The sequence below is a fragment of the Chitinophaga nivalis genome, assembly GCF_025989125.1.
GTDB lineage: Bacteria > Bacteroidota > Bacteroidia > Chitinophagales > Chitinophagaceae > Chitinophaga > Chitinophaga nivalis.
Window position 1 is genome coordinate 5509398 of sequence record NZ_JAPDNR010000001.1, and the last position, 24707, is coordinate 5534104.

Annotated in this window: 19 protein-coding genes; 8 read left to right on the forward strand and 11 right to left on the reverse strand. The window is 47.1% G+C overall.

Features of this window, described 5'->3' with window-relative positions:
• Window positions 1-158: 158 nt before the first annotated feature.
• From OL444_RS21290 to OL444_RS21300, 3 genes are all read right to left on the reverse strand, one after another.
• Entirely contained in the window at window positions 159-1406 is a 1248-nt protein-coding gene (locus tag OL444_RS21290) for an FAD-dependent monooxygenase (RefSeq protein WP_264729859.1), read from the reverse strand.
• Between the two features lie 193 nt (window positions 1407-1599).
• Window positions 1600-2220, reverse strand: a complete 621-nt coding sequence (locus OL444_RS21295; RefSeq protein ID WP_264729857.1) for an S-layer homology domain-containing protein — start codon at window positions 2218-2220, stop codon at window positions 1600-1602.
• 90 nt (window positions 2221-2310) lie between these two features.
• A complete protein-coding gene (locus tag OL444_RS21300; RefSeq protein WP_264729855.1) occupies window positions 2311-2730 on the reverse strand; it encodes a hypothetical protein in 420 nt (139 codons plus the stop codon).
• A gap of 207 nt (window positions 2731-2937) precedes the next feature.
• On the opposite strand from OL444_RS21300, the gene OL444_RS21305 reads away from it, so the two are divergent.
• Window positions 2938-3948 carry a hypothetical protein gene (locus OL444_RS21305; protein ID WP_264729853.1) on the forward strand — a complete coding sequence of 337 codons (1011 nt, stop codon included), beginning with the start codon at window positions 2938-2940 and terminating at the stop codon, window positions 3946-3948.
• Window positions 3949-4535: 587 nt separating this feature from the next.
• Here the strand turns inward: OL444_RS21305 and OL444_RS21310 are convergent.
• The gene (locus tag OL444_RS21310) at window positions 4536-6152 is read right to left on the reverse strand and encodes an MBL fold metallo-hydrolase (RefSeq protein WP_264729851.1); all 1617 of its coding nucleotides are present in this window, start codon (window positions 6150-6152) and stop codon (window positions 4536-4538) included.
• An 873-nt stretch (window positions 6153-7025) separates the two neighbouring features.
• Here OL444_RS21310 and OL444_RS21315 point away from each other — a divergent pair.
• Window positions 7026-9473, forward strand: coding sequence for a TonB-dependent receptor (locus tag OL444_RS21315; RefSeq protein ID WP_264729849.1), 2448 nt, complete (start codon window positions 7026-7028; stop codon window positions 9471-9473).
• An 11-nt stretch (window positions 9474-9484) separates the two neighbouring features.
• Here the strand turns inward: OL444_RS21315 and OL444_RS21320 are convergent, their stop codons facing one another.
• Window positions 9485-10024, reverse strand: coding sequence for a DUF4269 domain-containing protein (locus OL444_RS21320; protein ID WP_264729847.1), 540 nt, complete (start codon window positions 10022-10024; stop codon window positions 9485-9487).
• 41 nt (window positions 10025-10065) lie between these two features.
• Window positions 10066-10215 (reverse strand): hypothetical protein, encoded by a 150-nt coding sequence (locus tag OL444_RS21325; protein WP_264729845.1) that lies wholly within the window; start codon window positions 10213-10215, stop codon window positions 10066-10068.
• 100 nt (window positions 10216-10315) lie between these two features.
• Here OL444_RS21325 and OL444_RS21330 point away from each other — a divergent pair, with 100 nt between their 5' ends.
• Window positions 10316-11620, forward strand: a complete 1305-nt coding sequence (locus tag OL444_RS21330; protein ID WP_264729843.1) for a metal-dependent hydrolase family protein — start codon at window positions 10316-10318, stop codon at window positions 11618-11620.
• A 23-nt stretch (window positions 11621-11643) separates the two neighbouring features.
• Window positions 11644-12741: a serine hydrolase domain-containing protein gene (locus tag OL444_RS21335; protein WP_264729842.1), complete on the forward strand. Its 1098-nt coding sequence runs from the start codon at window positions 11644-11646 to the stop codon at window positions 12739-12741.
• A gap of 1 nt (window position 12742) precedes the next feature.
• Here OL444_RS21335 and OL444_RS21340 read toward each other — a convergent pair whose 3' ends face one another.
• The 3 genes from OL444_RS21340 to OL444_RS21350 all read right to left on the reverse strand — a co-directional run bounded on the left by OL444_RS21340 (window position 12743) and on the right by OL444_RS21350 (window position 16545).
• Entirely contained in the window at window positions 12743-13120 is a 378-nt protein-coding gene (locus OL444_RS21340) for a VOC family protein (protein WP_264729840.1), read from the reverse strand.
• A gap of 967 nt (window positions 13121-14087) precedes the next feature.
• A complete protein-coding gene (locus tag OL444_RS21345; protein ID WP_264729838.1) occupies window positions 14088-14264 on the reverse strand; it encodes a hypothetical protein in 177 nt (58 codons plus the stop codon).
• A gap of 166 nt (window positions 14265-14430) precedes the next feature.
• Complete coding sequence (locus tag OL444_RS21350; RefSeq protein ID WP_264729836.1) at window positions 14431-16545, reverse strand: acylase; 2115 nt, start codon at window positions 16543-16545, stop codon at window positions 14431-14433.
• Window positions 16546-17386: 841 nt separating this feature from the next.
• On the opposite strand from OL444_RS21350, the gene OL444_RS21355 reads away from it, so the two are divergent.
• Together OL444_RS21355 and OL444_RS21360 are read left to right on the forward strand one after the other, a co-directional pair.
• A complete protein-coding gene (locus OL444_RS21355) occupies window positions 17387-18061 on the forward strand; it encodes a TetR/AcrR family transcriptional regulator (protein ID WP_264729834.1) in 675 nt (224 codons plus the stop codon).
• Between the two features lie 24 nt (window positions 18062-18085).
• The gene (locus OL444_RS21360) at window positions 18086-18853 is read left to right on the forward strand and encodes a metallophosphoesterase family protein (RefSeq protein WP_264729832.1); all 768 of its coding nucleotides are present in this window, start codon (window positions 18086-18088) and stop codon (window positions 18851-18853) included.
• A gap of 69 nt (window positions 18854-18922) precedes the next feature.
• Here OL444_RS21360 and OL444_RS21365 read toward each other — a convergent pair whose 3' ends face one another.
• Together OL444_RS21365 and OL444_RS21370 are read right to left on the reverse strand one after the other, a co-directional pair.
• A complete protein-coding gene (locus tag OL444_RS21365) occupies window positions 18923-19912 on the reverse strand; it encodes a PfkB family carbohydrate kinase (protein WP_264729830.1) in 990 nt (329 codons plus the stop codon).
• Window positions 19913-20218: 306 nt separating this feature from the next.
• On the reverse strand, window positions 20219-20647 hold the full coding sequence (locus OL444_RS21370) for a hypothetical protein (RefSeq protein ID WP_264729827.1): 429 nt from the start codon (window positions 20645-20647) through the stop codon (window positions 20219-20221).
• 877 nt (window positions 20648-21524) lie between these two features.
• On the opposite strand from OL444_RS21370, the gene OL444_RS21375 reads away from it, so the two are divergent.
• Both OL444_RS21375 and OL444_RS21380 read left to right on the forward strand, forming a co-directional pair.
• Window positions 21525-22556, forward strand: coding sequence for a sensor histidine kinase (locus OL444_RS21375; protein ID WP_264729826.1), 1032 nt, complete (start codon window positions 21525-21527; stop codon window positions 22554-22556).
• A 439-nt stretch (window positions 22557-22995) separates the two neighbouring features.
• Window positions 22996-24705, forward strand: coding sequence for a hybrid sensor histidine kinase/response regulator (locus OL444_RS21380; RefSeq protein WP_264729824.1), 1710 nt, complete (start codon window positions 22996-22998; stop codon window positions 24703-24705).
• Window positions 24706-24707: the final 2 nt, after the last annotated feature.

Genomic DNA, 24707 nt, shown 5'->3' on the forward strand with positions numbered 1-24707 from the left:
GTCTTGATATTTCATCATCAACAGGCAGCGATTTGCTACTACCTGTTACCGGTTGACAAACCAAAATAAAAAAAATGCAACACGATGTCATCTTTTTAATGATAAGTGGCATTTTTGGCGGTAACAAAGGTAAATGAAAACACACAGCAGTACAGCGACTACCTGTCTGCCTGCTCATAGGCCCGATAGTCTTCGGGGGTAATACCATTGGCCGCTTTGTTTACCTGCTGCTGCAGTTTGCTGAGGAAACGTGTGAACAACCAGTTGCGTCCCGGCAGACGTAACATAATCCGGATAAAAAATGCCTGTATCCATACTTCTCTTTTGGTGCGGGCAATCATCTTTTTTAAGGCCGTTTGTCCCAGTTCCTGATTCAGCCTGATCAACGGCTGCATCTGCCGGTGATAGCTACTGTATGCGGCTGTATGGTCGCCCTGTGCTTTGGCCAGTTCTCCGGCCAGTACATAGGCGCCTATAATGGCGAGGCTGGTCCCCTGCCCCGATGCCGGCGACGGACAATACCCGGCGTCGCCCAGCAGTACTACCCGGTCTTTCCACAGTTGTTCCATATGCACCTGGCTGATGGCGTCGAAATAGAAATCCGGCGCCTGCCGCATGGCCGCGAGCAACCGGGGGGCTTCCCACCCGGCATCCCGGAAGTAATCGGTTACAATATCCATTTGTTGCTCCGGATGACGGTGATCATAGGTTAACGGCGGCGCGGCAAAGAGGAAGGCCGCTTTTGCCTCCTGCTGCCGGCTGGCATTAAATACATTGATTAGTTTTCCGGGTAGCGGATAACCCATTTCACCATGATCCAGCTGCAGGTAGTTTTCCAGGGAAAAGATAGAGATGTAAAAGCCCAGGTGCCGCAGATAGCTGCTTTCATTGCCGAAGACGAGCTTCCGTACATTGGAGCGCAGGCCATCGGCGCCTACCAGCAGGTCAAAGGTGCGCGGTGCACTGCGCTGAAAGGTTACCGTTACGCTGTCTTCGTGTTGCAGCACACTGGTAATGCTGTCGTTAAAAATGTAGCTGACCTCCCCGCGGGTAGCTTCATAGAGGATATGGGCCAAATCCCCCCGCATGATTTCGAGGTCTTTATCCATCCGCATCCCCCATGTATCGGGATGGAAGGTGGCGATCTCTTTCCCTTTTTTATTGACCAGGGTAGCCGACCGGACGAATGTCTGCTGCTGCCGGATCTGTGGCATAATTCCCATTTGTTCGGCTATCGTCACGGCCACTCCTCTCAGGTCGATGCGGTACCCGCCGCGGCTAAGTGCTGGCTGTCTTTCTATAATGGTGACCTTAAATCCGTATTTGTTCAGCCAGTAGGCCAGGGCGGGGCCGGCGATACTGGCGCCGGAAATCAGTACGTGTTTGGGACGGGTTTCAACGTGCATATGCGGTATTTACAATTGCTGACAGCCCCAAATTTACTGGCTGGTATTTGCCTGGTAAACAATCGGCAGGTAAATCGCTGCTCCCAACCGGCGAAACCACAGATATCGCCGGTAAATCCCCTCCTAAAAAACAAAGGAGATATATGGGGATCATCTTCCCATATATCTCCTTTGCGGATGATCTCCGGTTATATTATTCTTTGCCTTCTTTAGGAGATTGTACAAATTCAGCGGCACGTTTAATCATCTCAGTCGCTTCAGCTTCTGTAATAAAAGCTTTGGGGCGGAAGTTACCTTTTTCCAGTTTCACCACATTGAATTTGATCAGCTGTTGTACGGCTGTCAAAGCCTTCTGGGAGAATTTCGCTTCGTCGCCAATGGTCAGCCACATAGCATTGGTAACATAATCGCCGGTAGATAAAATGGCTTCATCCAGGTGTTGCGCAAACTGCTCACGGGTAAGTGGTTTTTCCAGACGTACCGTACGCTCCAGCTGAATACCATTATTGGCGGCTATAATCAGCGATGGCGCGTAGGATGCTTTATTATTGGCATACACATAGTAGTCGGTTGCTTTGGGTGCTTTGATAAACCGGATGTTGTTAATATTTAAATCCAGGCCCTTTACAATCAGCTCAATGCCTCTGGCAACACTGACTTTCTTTTTCGGCGCAGCTGCCTGTCCGGTACCGTTCCTACTTTCAACTATCACCAGCGGCAACCGGGCGTCGCTATACTTTTCCTTGCTATAAATATTTCCTGGTTGCAGCACCAGGATAAATGCCGGTAAAGCTAAAGCTGTACGTAAATTCATATTTTAATATATTAAAAAGCGAAAGTAGTGCTTTTAAGAGAAATAAAAAGCCGGCCTCACAGCCGGCTTCCGACAACTTTTGTCCGGATGTTACTCCACCCAGTAGACGAGTGTTACGGGAATAAACCCGTCAGGACCTTCCTGGCTGTGGCTAAGGGTAACGGTTTGCGGTACCGCACCATCCCAGTTCCCATTATAGGCGCCAAATGTATAGGTGCCTGCCGGTAATCCTTCAAACTCATTGCCATCCCGGTTAGTCGCATCTATGTACACACCGGTTTGTTCATTTTTCGCCCAGAAACCACGCAATCCGGCACTACCTGAAACAGGGGTACCATTGATGGTAACCAGACCAATACGGACATTAAATGCCGTAGCAATGTTGTTGTTGACAGGATGATACGATGAGCGGGTAATCATCTCCCGGTTTTTCTCCTTGTTGTGTGGTGCAGCATGGCTTTGCACATAAAAAAAAGTGAACAACAAACCTGATACAAGGGTTTTTCTCATGGGTTAAAACATTTATGGTTAAGCCATCTAAATTAGGGTAATACAGGCGGACCCGCAATTAATTTTCAGCACACAGATGATGATCACTGAACCCTTGATGCAGGGCGGATTTCCCGCTATTGCCATTTAGCAGAAAGATTAGCCGCCAGCGAAAAAATGAAAGCAGTAACTTCCCTTTATTGATAAACCCTTTTATATTTCACGTGTATGCATTGCAGATTTCCCCACACACTGGGCATATGCCTGCTGGCTTTTTCCTGCGGTAAACCCGCTGCAGTACAGCTCCCAACAGACAATCCCACCGCAGCCATGGCTGCCGGTACACCTACTGATCCCGCCCGGGCTATACTGCGCGGATATATTGAACAGGTGAAGCTATCAGACGCCCGCCGTTATGATGCCAAAGACAATGCCGGTCATAACATGGATTGCGCCAAAATCATTGCGAATCCGGCAGGTGGTTATATTGCCGTATATCACACCTATGTGAACGGCGAAGCCAAAGTAAATCTGGCTACGTCAACGGATATACTCAACTGGACCTGGGTAAGGGAACTGGCCGGCAGTAATACCGGCAGCGCTTCACAGCCCGACATCGCCGTAGCCGCAGATGGGGGCTTCGTCATGGTATGGGAACAGGAACCCTCCAATCACCTGAAGTTCACCTATTTCAGCAGCTGGAACAACCTGAAAAACGGCGTCGTCAGCAAAAGCTTCGATGCGCCCCGCACCCTCTCTTCCTGTGCAGAAGGCACGCCGAACATCTACTATGCCAGCAGTACCCGCGTGGAAACAGGCCACCACTACTATGCCAACTGCGATACAGACCGGCAGGCAAGAGGGATACTCACCAACTTCCGCACCTGGACGACGCAGCGGCAACCTGATTTCGACAATGCGCTTTTATACTGGGGTGTAAAAGGAAATATCGGCGACCGGGATGTCACCACTTTCAACGGTTATCAGTTTGGCGTGATAGAAGGTCAATACCTCAAAGGTGATTTCGGCAGCTGGCGCACTTTCCTCTATGACTATCAGACAGGTAATGCAGACACCTTACATATCATTACAGATCATGGGAGTAAAGCATTTGCCAATCCAACCATTACCCGCCTGCAGATAGGTGGACAACCCGCTATCCTGGTCACCTTATTTATTCCCGGCAAAGGTGCTGCTCCCGGTGAAGCAGGAGAGCTGATCTACTATAAAAAATACTAATCAACAGGTGATTGCGCGCCCACTTTTACGGCAGCTACCACGCAGTTATTACTGCGTTACTATAGCAGTTTATGGATCGGGAAAGATGTTTAAATAGTTTTGCTAAAATAGTTTGGAAATATTAGCACATTCCCATAATTTAAAGAGATAAAGGTCTCCTTACCTTTTCCCTCAAACTAACCCCCTGCCGCTAAACACACTACCACCGCCTATTCCATCTACCTATACCTTTCTTCCTTTATGGGCATTAGCACAGCAGGATGCCCGTCTTGGAAAGTTGAATACGATCTCCTCTCTTATACAACGCTTACTGATAAGCCTATACGTTTTTATGTGAAGAGATACCTGCCAGGGAAATGCATTTGCAGGCACCCCTTCAAACAGGCTGCCACATGATCGGCTATTTGAAGGACCTGGGTTACGTCACTGCAGTTTTACAACAGGCACTTGTATTTAATAGTTCCCCTCCTGTTATAGGTATGGCCCCAACCACACCAGATAAAATAGCCTCAACATCTTTTTTCAATAAAAAAAGCGCGCCCGGAAATACCTGTGGCGCGCTGATGTTATATTTAAGGTAGCTATATTCAGACTGCTACACTGGCTTCTTTTTCATACAGCAATTCTTTCTCTCCAAAAAGCCGTTCTGCGATAATATCTTTTTGATGACATTCCGCTACTAATCTGTTCGATTGTACAATCGGATTGGATTCATCCGTGTATTTGATACTGCTGATAAATTCCACCCATGGCTCCTGTCCCATGGCATATACATAAGCTTCTTTGGGATGGAAGATATTGATCAGTGACATGCCTTTGTCGCAATCCGATCCGGAAAGCCGGCGACTGTTGTCCTGTTCACGGGATAACTTCTTGGTTAACAGTGGACCGTATAGCCATGACAGTGGGGCGCCATCGCATTCCATTCCCAGGAACATGACATCTACATTGCCGATACTTTTCTGGATATGTTTATACAGGGCCGGCTCCACAATTCTGGAATCAGCCAGGAACAATAACTTGAAGTCGCCAATGCGAACCAGGTAGCAGGCTTTCGTGAGGATGTTCATATCACTGTGCTCACCGGTAAAAGGTAAACTGGTAATCACGGAGTCAGAGAAACGCAGGGTTTCCATTTCTTCCATCGACACGATGTTATTGAAGCCGATGTGATTAAACATCAGTTTCAGATCCGGATCTTCCAGCTTACCGCTGTTGGTATGCGGTACAATGATATTGCGTATTTTATGCCGTAACGGCAATAATGTTTCAAACAGAATATGGTCCTGGTGGTTATGGGTAATCAGTACATAATCAATTTTATCCGGCAGGTGCACATCAGAGTAGTGGGTTACTTCTGAATCGTAGCCATAATAGCTGATCAGCGGATCTACCAGGATACTGATATCTTTTGTTTCTATCAGGATGCAGGCATGGCCAAAGTAACGCATCCGGATTTTATCACCGGTATAACGCTGATAAGGCGGCGGCGGAGTATCCGTGAAAAGCGTTTCAAACAGGGGCTCCTGCTCCGGCGTGATCCCCAGTAAATCCTTGATGTCTTTTAATGACTTGGGATTCCGTTTCATCCTGGCCAGTTCATCGATGCCGGGATGATCAAAAGGAATTTCGAGGTGCAGTACATTGGGTTCATCCAGGCGCGGTGTACTGAGGGCAAAAGGCCGGTGGTCATTATCTGTTACCCACAGTGCAATGCTTTGCATGCTCTTATTGTAATACTTGCTTTCATACAGCAGGGGTTCAAAGAAGCGGAAACCGGGATTATTATGCCGGTCATAGTACAGTTCAATGTATCCTTTCAGTTCTTCCGGCACTTTTTCGTACAGGGCTTCCATGCCAAACCCTTTTCCTTCCATCGCCAGCAACCGGTCGAGTTCTTTGATGGCCTTTGAAAACTGGATCAATGGCTGTTGTTTATCCAGTGTCTGCTGCTGAATTGCTTTTACTTCATTTACACGTTTCTCCGGTATATCCATGAAAGGGCCGCCCCGCATTTTAGGGTTCAGCACTGCTTCCACATGTATAGCCGGCGCCATCACAAAAGATTCCATAATATTCATATGACGGCCAGTAATATTCATAGCCGCCGTAGCCGGAGAAATCAAATGACTCCAGGCATACCATCTGTCTACCAACGGTTCAATAACGACATTTGGTTTAAGATATAGTTGTTTGTCGCTCATAAAATATGCATTTGTGGGTTCAGGTAACCATGTGACTAACCCGATATACGTATATTGATTTCGTTACTGGGGAGCATGGGTTTACTTATTACAAGCACATTGGTTATCCTTAATAAAACTATTAAACATTATACTGCTATATAACAACAGGACAGTTTTATATCAGCACAATTAAATACGGCATGATTTCAAATATTATCAATAATAACGCAGACAAAAAAAACGGGGAAGTAATGTCGGGCAACTGTGGTAACTACAAAAACAACGGGCTGCAATAGTTATCAAGGTAGTTATTGGGTTCTGCATGAAGATAGGGAAAGCGGGTTATCCAGCGGTCGTTTATCTATCCATATTTCATGAGAAACATATCTTTCCGGACTGCGTTTGTTGACAAAAGCTATAGCATACAAATGTAGCGGAGCTTCTCACAAACTTATTTTTTTTTCCGTGAAAATCCAAACATTCCTACATAAAAAAGCTATTTATTTCTAAATCATCGCATTCGTACAGCCAGCCACCGCAGCCACTTCTACAGCAAACCGGCAACAGATCAGGATATGCCCGTTTGCCTGGCAACCGCTCCTGTCCGGCGAAAACGTTGCCTGCCTGTTTTTTGCCACCTCCCACCGATACGATTAACCCGGCAACCGACCATCCATCAAATAATAAGACAAGACAGCACCTGTACCAAACGAAATACCAGCAAGTATTTGCAGCTATTCTCCCCTCCCTTTTTGTTACATATCTGTTGTCATTTTCACTGATATGGCATAACATTATACAGGAGAAATACCTAAATTGAAACGATAAATCACGTAATTCAGACATTAACCAAAACCACATCATCTGTTTTTAGCAACCAAACAACCCAATATGAGAAAGCTGTATGCCCGTTTTTTTCTACTGCTGTTTTTTGTCATCTTCCACGCAAACAGTACTTTTTCACAGGAGAAACCCACCACTTTCGAGCTGAAAGGTAAACTCAGCAGCGGACAGGACGCCCATCTGGATGAAGTCATTGTTCACCTGCTGCAAGCCAGTGATAAAAAACTGGTGAAAATGGAATATCCCGACAAACAAGGTAATTTTACTTTTGATAAAATACCCCCCGGTACCTATATACTCGTTACACAAAGCATGGGCTTTGTAAAGTATCAGTCAGACGCCATTATACATAATAAAAACACCAACGTCGGCACCATCACCCTGCAAGCTTCCAGCACTACCCTTAAAGAAGCGGCTGTAGTGGCCACCAAACCATTTATCCAGCAGCAATACGATAAAACGGTACTCAATGTGGCCAGCTCCATTTCCGCTGTTGGTAGTACCGCCCTGGAAGTACTGGAAAAAGCGCCCGGCATCACCATCGATCAGAACGACAATATTGCCATGCGCGGCAGACAAGGCGTACTGGTGATGATTGATGGCAAACTGGTACCCATGAATGGCCAGGAACTGGCGAACCTGCTCAGGAGCATGTCTGCCAACCAGATTGAAAAAATAGACCTCATTACCAACCCTTCTTCCCGCTATGATGCCGCCGGTAACGCCGGTATTATCGACATCCGGTTACGTAAAGGACAGCAGAAAGGTACCAACGGTAATGTTACCCTCAGCTATGGCCAGGGCGTATATTACAAGTTCAATCCTTCCATCAATATCAACAGCAAAATCCGCAAGGTAAACCTCTTTGCCTCCTACAGCTACTCCGACCGGCTGGAAAGAACCAAGCTGCAAATACTGCGGGACTTCTATAATGAAGCCAACAAGATCACCGGTAGCAACAACTACGACAACTATTTCAAATACTATAATAAAAACCACAACGCCCGTATTGGTGCAGATTACAACATCAACTCCAATATCGTTATCGGCGTAGTTGCCAATGGTATTTTCAACGATGGTAAAGTACGTTCCAACAGCGCCGCTAAAACATTCAATGCCGCTAGCCAACAAACCGGCTCATTTGTAACCGGGGGCAGCAACAATACCAACCGCGACAACGGCAGCATCAACCTGAACTACAGGCACAAGCTGGATTCCAGCGGTAAAGAACTCAGTGCCGACTTCGATTATGCCCGGTACGCTTCCGACGAATTACAAAATTACACCACCGATTTCTTTGACCTGTTTCACCACCCTTCCCAAAAACCTTATGTACTTGTCGGGAATCTCAATGGAGACCTGCGGATCAAATCATTTAAAATTGATTACGCACAACCCATTAAACCCATCGATGTACAAATAGAAGCAGGGGTTAAAAGCAGTTGGGTAACGGCCGATAATGATGTAAAATTCTACGACAGAAGTGACGGTAAAAACGAACTGGATTTAGGAAAAAGCAATCACTTCATCTATGAAGAAAATATCAATGCCGCCTATCTGAATGCCACCAAAAAATGGCGTAAACTGACGGTACAAGCGGGGCTCCGGGTAGAGAATACTATTGCTAAAGGCAATCAGCTGACCAACAACGATCAGTTTGACCGGAACTACACCCAGCTTTTCCCCAGCGGATTTATCGGCTACGAATTCAATCAGCGGCATGACCTGGGATTCTCTCTCAGCCGCAGGATCGACCGGCCTTCCTATCGCCAGCTGAATCCCTTTACCATGTTCCTGGATCCGTTTACCTATTCCACCGGTAATCCTTATCTGAATCCGGAAATCACCAACTCCTTTGAGCTGGTACATACCTTCCAGCAAAAATATATTACCAAAATAGGTTTCAGCAAAACCACCGACAACATCCTCACGGTACTTTCACCGGATGTGAAACCCAACACCATCATACAAACCGGCCGTAACCTGGCTGAATTTCTATACTACAATGCCAGCGTAGATGTTCCGATCACTATCGGACACTGGCTGACCAGCAACAATACTGCCCTGGTATTTTACAGCAAATACAATGGTAACCTGGTGAATACCGATCTGAATGTAGGCAGAACCACCTTCAATTTCAGCTCCAACAATTCCATCACCATTGATCCCAAAACATCGCTGGAAATCATTGGCAGCTATACCAGCCGGTCTTACTATGGCTTTCTGGATGTAGGCAGCATCTGGTTTGTCAATATTGGTGCGCAAAGACAAATCCTGCATAAAAAAGCATCCATAAAAATCAATTGCAGTGATATCTTCTTTACCAATAAAACAAACGCGATTACCCGGTTAACCGGTTATGGCGAACATTTCTTCCAGCAAAGAGATACCCGTGTCATCACGGTGAGTTTCAATTATAAATTCGGCGGCCAGTCCAATGGCTCGAAGCGGAAAACCGGCAGTGCGGATGATGAAAAGAAAAGAGCCGGCGGTTGATTATACATGGGCTAATATCCGGGAGATATCGTCAGTTGCAGCAATGCCTGATAGGGATCTCCCGGAATCCCCAATACCCGGGCAAAAGCAGGTTCTGTTTTATATCCCTGCTTTTTCAACCGGATAACCTCCTGCCGTAGCGGTTCTCCGTGCTGTTGCAGTAACTGATATTCGATCAGCATATGGCGGAAAGCCGCCTGTTCCCGGGAAGGTACCCCCTGCCCGAAAATCTCCACCGGCCAGCCTCCCATCTGCAGCTGCGCAATGATAGATGTGGTGTCGTTAATCACAGTTGTATACAACCGGAAATCATCAAATCCCGAAAAGTACTGCTCCAGGCAGGTTTGAAAGACCTGCGGCTCCTGATAACAACAAATAATATCCAGATCACTATCGTCGATATCCACCCCGATTGGTATCGTACCAGCCAGCAACGGATCAAAATGCTGCAGTTTTTCCATGACCTGATATTGCTGCAATACAGCGTGGGCCTGCTGTTGCCGCAAGGTCCCCGTCTGCAGATAATGAATCGTATTAAATTGGTCTGTCAAGGTTTTTGTTTATAGATTCCGGTGATAAAGATACCACATTCTTAATTTTCCGGCCACGACCCGTTCCTTTCACCGGTAACTGCCCGCAGGGAGACTGTCATGACAATAGCCTCCCTGCCCGTTCTTCGGGATATAACGGTAATGGTTATACGATAACTATTACCTATACACTGCAGTTTCATAGCAGTCATGCGGGGTAGTTTTAAAGCAGCAGCATACAATAAATACCTGTAAGGTAGCTATTGCCCGTAGAGAGATTAAATCGTATTTTCAGCTCCTCAACCAAAAATTATGAAATTCCCTGTTCTTATTACCTTTCTGCTCCTGCTTGGCATGCAGACAATATCCGCGCAATCCACGATTCTGCATTGTGGTAGTTTGATAGATGGCATCAGCAATGCACCACGACACAATGTGTCTGTTATCATCAATGGTAACCGGATCAGCGCCATCAAGGAAGGTTTTGTAAATGGTACACGTAATGACAAAGTGATTGACCTGCGGCAAAAGACAGTAACGCCGGGGTGGATAGACATGCACGTACACCTGGAAACAGAATTCAACAAAACGTCCTATTCAGACAAGTACACCATGAACCCGGCGGACTATGCCTACCAAAGTGTGGTATTTGCAGAACGTACGCTGCAGGGAGGCTTTACCACTGTGAGAGACCTGGGTGGCAGCGGGGTAAACATCGCGCTGCGTAACGCCATTAATAAAGGCCTGATCAAAGGACCGCGGGTATATACTGCCGGCAAAGCCATTGCCACTACCGGCGGCCACGGCGATCCTACCAACGGGTACCGCAGCGATCTGATGGGCAATCCCGGTCCGGAAGCAGGTGTGGTAAACGGTCCGGATGAATGCCGCAAGGCAGTGAGACAAGCCTATAAAAACGGTTCCGATGTGATCAAGATCACTGCTACCGGCGGCGTATTGAGTGTGGCCAAAGATGGCAGCAGTCCGCAGTTTACAGACGAAGAACTGAAAGCGCTGGTAGCCACTGCCAAAGATTACGGGCTGCGGGTAGCGGCACACGCACACGGTGCAGAAGGTATTAAACGCGCCATCCGCGCGGGTGTTAACTCTATTGAGCATGGCACTTATCTCGACGATGAAGGTATTGCCCTCGCCAAACAATATGGTACCTGGTATGTGCCTACCATTATAGCCGGCCACTCGGTAAGTGATTCTGCAAAAACACCAGGTTATTTCCCTGCTATCGTACAACCAAAGGCGGCCACCATCGGACCTAAAATACAAAGCACCTTTGCAAAAGCCTATAAATCCGGGGTAAAAATTGCCTTCGGCACCGATGCCGGCGTATACACCCATGGTAAAAACTGGCTCGAATTTACCTACATGGTAGAAGCAGGCATGCCACCGATGGAAGTGATACAGGCGGCCACTATCAGCGCCGCAGACCTCCTGGGTGTAAAAGATAAACTGGGCAGTATAGAAGCCGGTAAACTGGCCGACATTGTAGCCGTAGACGGTGATCCCTTACGCGACATACAGGTAATGAGTAAAGTAGTTTTTGTGATGAAAGACGGCGTGGTATATAAAGATAATAACACCGCACCGGCTACCTTATAATGACCACCCCGTTCTGTTGAAACATGTATCGCCTTATCATTGACTACAAACATACCGCCTGCTGGCTGCTACTATTACTGCTACCGGCCCTGCAGGCCAATAGCCAGTCTGCTGCACAGCTGGACAGCTTTTTCAGTACCCTCTTTCCGCCGGGTCTTCCCGGCGGAGCGGTACTCATTGCTAAAAAAGGGAAAGTTATTTACAAGCGGGGATTTGGTGTAGCCGACATCGTTACCCGTCAGCCTGTAACACCCCGCACCATTTTCAACACCGGCTCCATCAGCAAAACATTTGTGGCCTATGGTATCCTGAAACTGGCGCAGCAAGGGCGTATCTCCCTGCAGGATCCCCTCTCCCGCTTCTTTCCCGACTTTGACAATAAAAGTATTGCCGACAGCATCCGTATCTGTCACCTGCTCACCCATAGCTCCGGCCTGCCGGACAGCAGAGAGGTAGCCGAGCATCCCGTATTCTATCTTACCGCCACTGATACCGCCAATTTCGCACCGCTTAAAAAAACGCAGCAGCTACACTTTTCGCCAGGTAGTCAGTTCGAATATTCCAATCCCGCTTTCAACGGACTGGCACTAATTATAGAAAAAGTCAGCGGCCAAAAATGGCAGCAGTTCATCCGGGAACAAATCTTCCGGCCTGCCGGCATGCAGCAATCCCTTATCACCGATGGCGCCTACCCGCAAACCGGCGTGGCACATGGTTATATAGCTGATAGCGTACATGGCTATACGGAGTATGATTACGGGGAAGCACCTACGTTTGCCGCCGCTGGTAACGGTGGTGTATGGAGCAATGTAGAAGAGCTGTGGTTATATGAACAGGCTATCCAACAGGAACGGCTACTCGATTCCAGCTGGCTGGCCTTATCCAGGAAGGTCTATACTTTTGATAACTGGGCGGCTGCTTACCCACCCTTTATGGGATTAAGCTGGTTCATAGCAGATACGCCTTACCGCATGATCGGGCATACCGGATCCCAGGGTGGTTTTAAATGCGATTATCAATGGCTACCGGATCAGCAGCTTTGTTATATCCTGCTGGCGAATACACCACAACCGCGGGAAGCTATCCGGGAAAAATTGTTTACGCTCTTACAGGTTTTTTAACTCACCGGGCAGCTGAAACCGTCACATAATAGCCATCCGGATCTCTCAATGAAAACTCCATACATCCGGAGTTGTTGTTTAAATGCGGCGGAGCTGCTATCTCCGTTGACAGCGCAGTGGCATTTGTCCACTTTTTTTCGAAATCACTCACCCGGAAAAACAGGATCAATCCATTCCCCGGGGCTGCAACAGGCGCTATTAGCGTAGGATGCCCGTGTGCCTCCCATTTATGCAGACAAAGCACCACGGTACCATCGTCATCCGTCAGGATTTCAAAAGTATCTCCACCATGCTGGCTGTGACAATCCAATAAACGCTGATACCAGCGGGAGCTTTTTTCTACGGCAGCTACGCCAATAATCACTTCATTTCTAATCATAGCATTGTCATCTTTTTAAGTCGCTGAGACAGTCTGGCTTTCGCAGATAAAATATCGCCACTGACAGATTCAACGACTGTGGCCATGTAAATATATAGTAGTTTTAGATAAGATGATGATTGACCCGATAGTGCCCTGCAAAACATCCATTTAACACCTAAAAGTATCACCAAAATGAAAAAGCAGCCAGGACTTTTTACCTTCAACATTTTTCATAACGGCAACCGGAAAAAATACCCCGGTACGGTTTCACTACGGATACTTTTATACAGGCTGTTACGCAAAGGACACCAGGAAGATACTGATTACAAAAGAACTACCTGTTCCTGCAGATGATCTGTATACCTATGATACTGCCGGATGATGTGTCATACCGGATCAGGGAGAGAGACACCCGTGAGCGCGGTTCCTGCATGCGGTTTCCAAAACAGGTGCCTTTAGCCATCACCCCTGTTCCAATGGTATTGATACATCACGGCCTGTCCCTTTGACCAGAAATATTTCAGCGTCTTTTTTACTCCAAAGGGACACTATAACACACGGTGCCATGCTTATTACGTATAACCGTTCATGTGATACAACGTTATTGTATCACCTGCTGCCATACAGCCTGTAATACAGCCACATTCTAAAGTTTCACTGCTGCATGTCACCACGGGCAGCCAGGTAAGCAACGTGTGTTCATCTTCATTATTAAAAAAAGATTACCGGTATGCCTGTTATGACGGTTTGACTACTCATAAGCATATACTTTCAGTGGCAAACGCTCCTGCAATATCAGCGGGATTGCCACCAACGGCCGCAGCGGATACGGATACATACCCATTCTGCGTGAGAACGATACTTGTCCGTGATTCGTTTTCTTTCATTAAAAAAAATCCTGGCCACGCCTATGTGACCAGGATTTTTAATGGCTTATGGCAACTGGCTGCTCCGACTACATCGGATACATTTGCCGGATTGCCTGCTATCCGAGGCAGTAACACTGACCATTATGACATTGGCCACCGAATCCGGATTGTGCCATACAGATCATATCACAATACCTTTTGGTGCATACGATCACATCATTGCCGGCACCACCTTGTACCTTTTTCATAGCAGTACGGTTCATGGTTTTGCCAAAGGATTTTACAGGTTTCATCTTTTACTGTTTTAACGTAAGTGGAATCGGATCATGCACAGAATGGAGTTGATCATGATGCGCGCACCATTCGTGGAATCCAGGTTATCAGCAGTAAAGTAGGCAAGCTCGCTGCAACATAGGAGCACCCGGCACGCTTTAACAATTCCCTGACGAAAAATGCAGGCTACTTTATCTGTTTGATCTGCAGCTCTTCTTTCTCTTCCAGGTGTTGCAGCACCTCTTCCTGCTGCAACCAGGGCGTACGCAATTCCTGCCGGGATATCAGAGGTAACTGATCCCAGGCATGACGGCTGCCGGGCTGGGTGGCATTTCCATAACTCAGCGATACCCTGGCTTTGACTTGTTTGCCAAATTCCAATACGGCTACATAACTATCTCCTGCATCTGCCACCTTCTTTTTGTCAGCGCCGCGGGTATATTCTATGACCCGGAAAACACCGTAGCGGTCTTCACTGCCATTGCCCGGATAATCTTCTCCGTTGCGGCCCCGCAACCGATATACTTCACCCCAGGCTACATCTGCTTTGCCATAATCCTGCGCTACAGCTATAGCAGCCGTTTTCAACAGCTCCACTGCCTGTGCCGGATCTTTCAATCCGGTAGGTGTACCTACCGGCGTAGCCACATTCCAGGCCTGCCGGTATCCTTTTCCTTTCAGCTGATCGAACCAGGTCACAAACAATACGCCCCCACGGCTCTCTGCACCAGCAGTACGATCCCAGGCTTTGAGGATAGCAGCTGCCTGCTGTACCGTTGCATCCGGATGTGCCTGTGCAGCGGCCAGCAACTCATCCAGCAAACGGTCGGTGGCTTCCATATGGGTATCATGTTTATCTGCGATGAGCTGATCGAAGGTGATCAGCGAGTCGGCCAGCAACATGCGGATACCGCGTTGCGGCCGCAAGCCCACTTCCAGCGGCGACATGTAAGCCGGATAGTCACCGGATTGCAGTACTGCAGGATAGGTGCAGCTCCAGGGTGGGTCATTGGAGTTTTGCAGGAAACCGGAACGGGGATTCAATAACTTCGGCATAGCTGCATAAGCATGTATTTTATGCCAGATATAAGATGAGCGGGTACCATCTACGGTCTGATGCCAGAACGACCAGTCACCGGTATCCCGTTTGGGTACCATACCGGCAAACGTATAACTGATATTACCGGCATCATCTGCATACATCACATTAAACATGGGTAACTGCATCAATTTCAGCGCGGCTTCAAACTGTTTCCAGTTCGTAGCCATCCCCATGCGGTGCCACTGATAAAGCAGATCGGGACTATCCATACCGGCTATACGAACAGCAAAGGCTTTTTTCCCTTTTTCCAGTACCGGTCCGTGCTGCGTATACCGGAGTACATGCGGTACTGCTTTCAGGCTGCCATCTGCCTGTTTCACCTGCAGGGTTATTTTCTTTTCCACAAAAGGAACCGTACGGCCATCCAGCAGGTATCCCTGGTCCTGCAGGGTGAGTGCATAACGGTCTGCCGCATCAATGGTATTTACGGTGTGCGACCAGCCCAGGTGTTCATTGAAGGCAATGGCCAGCACCGGAATACCAATCAGGGTAGCGCCGTAGGTATGAAAACCCGGCGCATTCAGGTGCGCTTCAAAAAACAGGTATAAGTCTTTCCAGGGCAGATGCGGATTGGCCAGTAACATGGCATGGTGAGAAGCCGATTTAGAAGGCCCGATGGCCCAGGCATTGGAGCCTTGATTCAGGGAAGCGGTAACCGCTCCCAGTTCGCCCCTTGCCAGAAATTTCAGGTAGAGCACCCGGATCTTATGCCCCATTACATCATTCGCCGTAATCGGTAATATAGGTTTATAAGGCGCTCCGATGGCTTCCGGATGGGCGGTGGCATAAGCATTCATACCTGCCACAAAAGCCTCCAGGTAATTGTTCATCTCTTTATGCTGGCGGCTACGGTGCTGCCGCGCCAGTTCGGGGACATCATACAATTGCACCAACTTATCTTCTGCCAGATAATTTTCACCCAGATAAGCGGCGGCGCGGCCTCTTGCCTGCGCATACAGGCGTAACAGGAGGTCCGCATGATTATGCATCTGTGCCCAGCCGAAGCTATAGTACATTTCCTGCAGGTTCTTTGCATATACATGGGGAACGCCATAGGTGTCCCAAAGAATGGTGGCTTTTCCGGTCTTGCCGGAGAGGGTCTTTTCAGCTGCAACGGGGCTTGCCTGTCGGGACCATGCGCCGGCTGCCTGCAATAACAAAGCAAACAGCATTACAGGCACTAACTTGTAACGGGTCATTGATAGCGTATTTAAAATGAAAACTATACTTACCACCGGCATACAGTGGTATACTCCTGTTGTTGTGTGATCTGCAGCGATGGCAGCAAACAGCCGGGTCATCATGTAGCTGATCAGGCATGGCTTTACCGCAAGGTGCAGGTGAAAATGGTTTATGTCAGGTTACACACGGGTCAACTACGGCTACTGCACATCTCATTTTTTCATACATGGAAAAGATATGCGGGCATTCAAAACGGGTTTCTCAATGTATCCTGAAATTAAACAACAACCGGCTGACTGACAAATATTTTATTCCCGTAGCTGGCGGGTAATCTTCGCCCCTGTTATCTTTCAAATGGTTAATCTTTGTTATCGGCTTCCACCCTGCAAGCCTATACGAATTTTTATGCCAGGCCCGGGAATAGGCCGTTATCCGGGTGACAGGAAGCCCGGCTTACCCGGATCCGGCCGGTGATTGCTGTCTTACATACCGCTAAACCGGCTTTTCAGCCGGCCTGTATATCACTTAAACAATAAAACATCCGAAAAAAAGTAAAGGCCCATTATTTTTTTTCCGGCGGCATCCGGATAATGGTAAAATCTTGCTGATACAGCGATGCAGGGGCATTTTACGCCATAGCGACCGGATGGTCACCTATCCAGCTCACAGGTATCTTCTGTGATAATATCTTTATAATCTGTACAAAATAAACAAGAAAGTATTATTTTTAACTACTGTACACTTAGCCCGTACGCTTAAAATTGATTACAAAAAGCAAATAAAATAGCGACAACCTTATTTCCTTTTGTAAAATTGTCCGATAAAAAATTTACAAACGCCTACTTAAACCCAAATCACATGTTTGCAACGCAAACGTTCCTCAATCTGCCACACAAACGCCAACAGCAAATCATTAACACCGCTGTGGAAGAATTTGCCCTGAAAGAGTATGAGAGCGCATCCCTGTCTGCCATTGTACAAAAGCTGGCCCTTGCCAAAGGTAGTTTCTACCGGTACTTCAAAAACAAAGAGCACTTGTATCGTTATCTACTGAGCTACGTCGTCGACTTCCGGCTGGAAAAAGAAAAAGAATGGCTGCAGCCCCCGGCCAAAGACTTCTTTGCCCTACTCACGGAACGCTTCAAAGCGGAAATCAGGTTTGACCTCGCCTACCCTGGCTTCAGCAGTTTCCTCCACAATGTGGCACAGGAAAAAAACAGCGACGAGCTGGGCAACATCCAGGAATACCTGACAGCCAGTATGATGAAACCCCTCATTCCGGCTATCGAAGAGCAGATTAAACTGGGACATATCCGGAAAGATATTCCTGCCACCCTGATGGCCTTCCAGGTATTACAGGTACAACAAAACCTGTACAACTATCTGGCATTCGTTTATAAAATGGATTCCCGGAAAAATGTCAGACGGAAGAAAAAAGCATTTTCCCTGCCGGAAGAAGATATTCAACAGGCAGCTGCCGGCTTTGCCCTGTTACTCAAAAACGGCCTGCTGGCTCCCGGAAAGAAAAAATAAGGATACGCGCACTAAACCATCAATATGAGCATTCAGGCACTTTCGGATCTGCACATCGATTACAGCGAAAATCTAAAATGGCTACAGGGGTTGTCCAGGTTGGATTATCAGCAGGATACCCTGATACTGGGCGGAGATATTTCTCATGAAATGAAATTAATAGAAACTGCTTTCTATCATCTCAAGAAAATTTTCAAGGAAGTTATTTTTGTTCCGGGTAACCATGACCTCTGGATTGCCGGCAACCGGCAGCTGACATCATTGCAGAAGTTTGACCAGATCCGCCGGATGGCGGCAGTTTATGGCGTACATACCTCTACGTTATATCTCGACAACGTCACCATCATTCCTTTGCTGGGATGGTATGATTATTCATTTGGTCAACCTACCGAAATTGCCATACAAAGCTGGCAGGATTTCTATGCCTGTAACTGGGCAGGCTTCAACAGCGTAGCAGGCATCACCCAACACTTTCTCGCGCTGAATGAAACCAACCTGGCCTTACACAGACCAGGTATTCCTACCATCACGTTTTCTCATTTTCTTCCCAGGATAGACCTGATGCCGGACTATATACCAGCAGACCGGCGTATTATTTATCCGTTCCTGGGCAGTAATGGTCTGGAAGCACAAATCAGAAAAGTAAATCCCATCATACATATTTACGGGCACAGTCATGTAAACGTAAAACGTACGATAGATGATGTCTTTTATATCAATAACGCTTTCGGCTATCCGGAGGAAACACGGATCACAGCCAAGCAGTTGCTGTGTGTGCATGATAGCAACTAATATTATCCCTCCGACGTGGTATATTCCGGAAGGCCCTTCACTGGCGCCTTCCGGGAATTACCTGTTTATTTAATTCGTCCATATACCCACCATATGTGGGTGTTGACCGGTAGCCGTAACAGCACCGGCAGGTATTCCACTATCCGCGCTGCCATGACTGGCCGCCGCTACTGCGGCTGCCTGCGCAGGGCTTCCCTGCAACAGGGTCATCAGAAAAGTACATAGATAAGGGTCACCGGCGCCTGGTAATTTCGGCCGCACAGGACCGCTGGCTGCGTAATATCCCAACAATTCATCTTTTGCATATACCATGGCATCTCCTTTACTACTGTTGATGGTAGTAATATCAGCTCCCGTTAACGCATATACGGTCTTTCCTGCTACCTCCCAGGTACGGATATCTTCCTCCCTGTGCCGGTTGGGCAGCAACAACGGCGCTACTTCCACGGCACTTGTTTTTACCAGCACCGGCTGCAGGGAACGGTAACGATCTGGCCGACCCGTTTCTGCCACCAGTAAAACCGGATATTGTTTTTTCAATTGTTCCAGACAATCAATCACGCCTGTTGTCAATACCCCTTTATTATAATCTGCCAATACCACCACATCATAGGCCGAAAAAAAAGAAGCCAGTATTTCCTGCAGGTGCTGCGCTGCAGCTGCCCCCATTGCGGTTGCTGTACCCGTATCATACCGCGCTATCAGCTGCTCCCCGGCCATGATATAAGTCCGGCTGCAGGTACGGCTTTCCGGCGAAGTAATGATAACAGGCGCCACCCCCTCCTGCTGCAATAATAAAACAAGTCGTTCTTTTTCGGGATCGTTGCCACCCGCACCCAGTAGTGTAACGTTGGCGCCTGCACGCGCCAGACAAACGGCTGTAAACGCGGCCCCACCCGGTATATATGCTACTTCATCCACCTCTACGGCAGGTATAACAGCCGATGATACCCTGGCGCCGTTATTGCCTTTCATGCACACGTCCAGTATCAGATCCCCTACTACCAGCACCGCCGGATGTTTTTTTCGTTCCCCTGTTTTTGTCAGAAACTGATCCATATACCAATTCATTTCACGTTGAAGAAAAATATAGCCTTACTTCCGGTTATACCATCAATAATTTTTGTCCGTGAAAACATGCAATCAAAATGCCAGTAGTCTGGAACTGTCACCAAAAAATGCTTAATGTTTGTTAAAAGAAATAACCCCTTCTGTTTGCATGTCCGTATGATTACGCTAACATATCCGTTTGTTAAAGATTCCAGCTGTTCTATAATAATACGGATATCTGCCGCATCTACAACTGGATAAGTTGCCAGTCCGGCCATTTTTGACGGTATATACCTTTAGCCGTTACAGTTATTATCATAGCCATTCAATAGTATATACGGCATGTGTAGTAACCTGGTCTGGACGTTCAAAAGAATAATCTACTTCCCGGCCGTTATTAAAACATAGCCATGCATGCCTGTCTGTCTGCAACCGGAAAAAACAAAGTCCTTCTCTGCCGGTATTCCCGCACCGGCCAATACCATAACGGGTATGCCGGATTTCATTGCCGATCAATCTGCCCAATGCATCCTGCTGACGGTCTATAGATACCACGTCGTAACACTCCCCCGTAAAAGAGGAAGTCCAGGAGGAAGTGCGGGTAAATGAAAGGGTTTCATGATCGTCACGGATGGCCAGTGTGAAAGCATGTCGGGTATCTGCAAGGCTGATGTGAAAGCGTAGCTCCAGCAATACTCCCGCTGACATAACGCGGAGGATATCCACGATTCTAAAGTATTTCATCCCAGCTGTTTTATAGGGGTAAACGGACAAGATCAGGCAACGTCATAGCAGCCCGCCATCCCCAGCCCGGGAATTCCCGGGCTTAAGGTGCTGACAAGGCGGAACAGGGGCATCCTTATCAGCAAACAGCCTATAAGGGATACCTCTCCTTTGGCGGAAGGAGTCGGCGCGCACCATGCAGACGCGCCGGAATAGCGACCGTTACATTACAGGCAACGGTAAACCGGCTGCCTGTAGTCATCCGCTTTACAATCAGCCGTACAAAAACTATCGTTCTTAATGGATACAGGGATAATAAGAACTTATATACAGCATTCACATTTACTACTGTCCGTTGATCGTTTAAACAAAACTATCATTAATTATCGCAGTGGAACACGATTAATTGACCAAACCGGACTTGCGCGGTGCGAAAGCCCCTAATATCCATATATGATGCCTCCGGATATCCTTCTTTTACCCTATAACGGGCAAGATAATACTCCCTTCGGCCGGCCTTGTTTTAGGATTTGGTAGGTACGATCCGGATATTCATACCTACCGTAGCTGATTTCGTCCATCAGTTTCTCCGGGAACAACCAGGTGCTGTATATTTGTCTCATATGTCTGCTACCAATCGTCTGCACACCATGCACTACAACAAAAAGACAGATCCAATATCAGGCTTATACGTCATTTTATTGTTACCTGCCTGGCCCAGTAATTGAAAAACGACCTTCACCTGGCCAGCGCACATCCCGGAAAGTACCTATTTATCAGTGCCAGGCACCACTGCTGATGTACGGAGGCCTTCTGCTAATCTATACCGAAATACACCTGCCAGCAATCCCAGTCAGGATTACCCTGCTGTGTATTCATTCATTTCATCAACGACCAAATGAATTCTGCTTATTCTATCTCTTCCAAACAAAAAAAGATCGGCTACCATATCCTGTTTTGGGTATGCTATACTTTGTTGAATCATTTTATTACTTTCAGCCGGCATAACGGTCATGCCTATATACAGGATAGTATTGGCCAGTACCTGGTAGCGGCCCTCATCTTCTATTGCAATACGAATTACACACTACCGGTATTTTTTGCCCGTAAACGTTATCGCGCTTTCGCACTTGCTGTAATACTGTTATCATTTTTCTCTTTCGGCATTAAACTAATCCTGTACCTCAAAATATTACCGTTGTTCGGATTGCCGGCGATGTCGGATAGCCTGCCGTCATTGTATCTGATGAATAGCTGGTGGTGGTACCAATATACCTTATGGGGATTCGGCTATTGGTTTGTTAAAACCACGCTCGCCAGAGAGCGGGAAAAATCGCTGCTGGTCAATGAAAATATGGCCGCTGAATATGCCTATCTCAAAGCACAGATCAATCCGCACTTCCTCTATAATGTATTGAATTTTTTTTATGCCCGGGCGCTCAATCTTTCCGCAGAACTGGCAGATGGTATCCTGAACCTCGCTGATATCATGCGTTACATTATCAACAATGAAGGCAATGAGCTGAAACGTATTCCGCTGTATAAGGAAATAGAACAGATCAATAATGTCATCCGCATCCATCAGCTACGTTTTAACCAGGAGCTGAAAGTTACTTTCATTGCGGAAGATGATTATACGCATGTGAAGATTAATCCTTTTATACTGATAACCCTGGTAGAAAATGCTTTTAAACACAGAGAGCTGCTACACAGCAAATCGCTGGTGATAAAACTGAATTACGATCCCTGTATCGCTTTGCTACAGCTGTTTATCAGCCATGAAAAAACAATCGTTCCGCATACCCCTCCTGCAGATGTTGGCATGGAAGACCTGCGAAGGCGGCTGCAACTGATTTATAAAGAAAAATACCACCTGTTCGTTCAGGACGATCATCAACATTATGAGATCAATCTTTCTATTTATTTATGATGATGATATCGGGATTGATCAGGAATAATGTACAAACAGAGATGGATCTATAGGTGTCCTTTCCTTGTCCGGAAATTCACGCTTATGGAAGCGGCCCGGATAATTCACGAACCAAAAAACCGTGCGCCTGATCCCGGATATATATCAACCCGACAGCAACGATATCAGACGCATCGAGGTCATCGGCGGCAAATACAAAATAGTGTAGTAATACGACGGTAGCACTGCTTTTTATTACCGGTTTTGAACACAAAAAATAGTATATTAGCCGGGTACAACTGAAACTATTGCCAACAACTGATTAGTAACGCGCCGCTTTATTTTTGGGAAGACACCTGATCATGAACCCTGATACGATTATTCAGCATTTTTGTAATCTCATTTTTTAGTTCCTGCAACTCCTATGCTTTTACACAGTATTGTTACACTTTTTCCCAACATGATAAAAACAGGTACGGCCTCCCTGGAAGATGAAGAAATGATTACCAGAATCACCTTTGTCAATAAAATATGTGTGGTCATCAGCGTCTGCATCCTCATTATTGCACCGGTGGTATATTTTCTTACGCCCAAAACATCTATCCTGATAGCTATTGTGATAGAGTTCCTGGTCAACAACATGGTGCTTTTTCTCAACTATAAAAAGTGGTATAAAACGGCAGCGCTCACCCTTTTTTTCCTGCAGTGCGCAGCAGTAGTCTATTTTGGTACGCTCATGGGCGCCATGCTGCAACTGCAGTTTATGGTACTCTTCCTGATCTCTATCATTTATCTGATCTTCAAGGAAACCTATCTGCGGAAAATTTGTCTGGCCGCTGCCATCCTTACCCTCGTACTGCTGGAAACCAGTTATTATTATACAAATGTCATCACCGTTAGCAGCTCTGATGCACTGGTGATACAATCCCTGGCCATTACCGGTGTGATGATCCTGATACTGATGGTCAGCAAAACCTATGTGGTCAGCAATGACAGCAATAAAGTACTCGAAAAATCGAACTATTTCAAACGGATGTTCATCTCGAAAATATCGCATGAACTTCGGAACTCCCTCGCCAAAACGCAATGGATAGCCGGTTTGCTGAAACAAGACATCCAGCTGGATAAACCCATTCATACCATTGCCCCGCTGGTGGAACTGCTCAACTATGCCGCCTCCAATGCAGCCAATATTGTCAATAGTGTACTGAGCATGTCGCAGATAGAAGCCGGTATTCCCGATGATATCCAGCGTAGCCCGGTAGTGCTGAAAGATTTTCTGCAAAAGATCATCGCGGTAGACAATATTGCTGCCCGGTCCAGGTCTATCAAAATACAGCCGGAAATAGATCCTGCAGTACCCGAAGTGATGATCACCGATGCTTTCCGCTTAAAGGAAATTGTGACGAACCTCCTCGGCAATGCCCTGAAATATTCTTTCAGGGAAACCACGATCCTGCTGAAAGTGACTGCCACCGATAGTGTACTGACACTCGCTGTTACGAATACCGGCTACAGCATTCCGCCGGATTTACAGGAAAAAATCTTTCATGCCTTTACCACACACAAAGGGCACCAATACATTGAAGGAACCGGCCTGGGATTATTCATTGTGCAGAATACCCTGCAACAAATGTCCGGCACCATCCGGCTGGACAGCAACGGGCCCGTTACCACCTTCACCATTACCCTGCCGCTGGTAGCCGGCGATCCGGCAGCCATACAACCGGAAGAAGATGCGGATACCTCTATCACGGAATTCTTTGATGTATCCCTGCATGTTTTACTCGCCGACGATGATCCGATGAATACCAGCATCCTGGAAAAGGCACTGCAACGCATCGGATGTAAAGTAAAAAGTGTCCATAACGGCAAAGAGGTACTCACAGCTACTGCCCGGTACCTGCCGGATATTATCATCCTCGACAACGTGATGCCGGAAATGGACGGTATTGAAACCGTCCGGCATTTAAAAGCCAACGCCAGAACAAAAGACATTCCCGTCATCATCGCCACGGCAGAAGGTCTGACAGAAACACTCACCCAGATCAAAGCATCCGGTGCAGATGCCATCATGACCAAGCCTTATTCCATCAATGAGCTGAAAAAACATTTCAACACCCTCATACCACCCGTGACCGGCCAGCTGACGGGAATGTCCCGGCCCTAAAG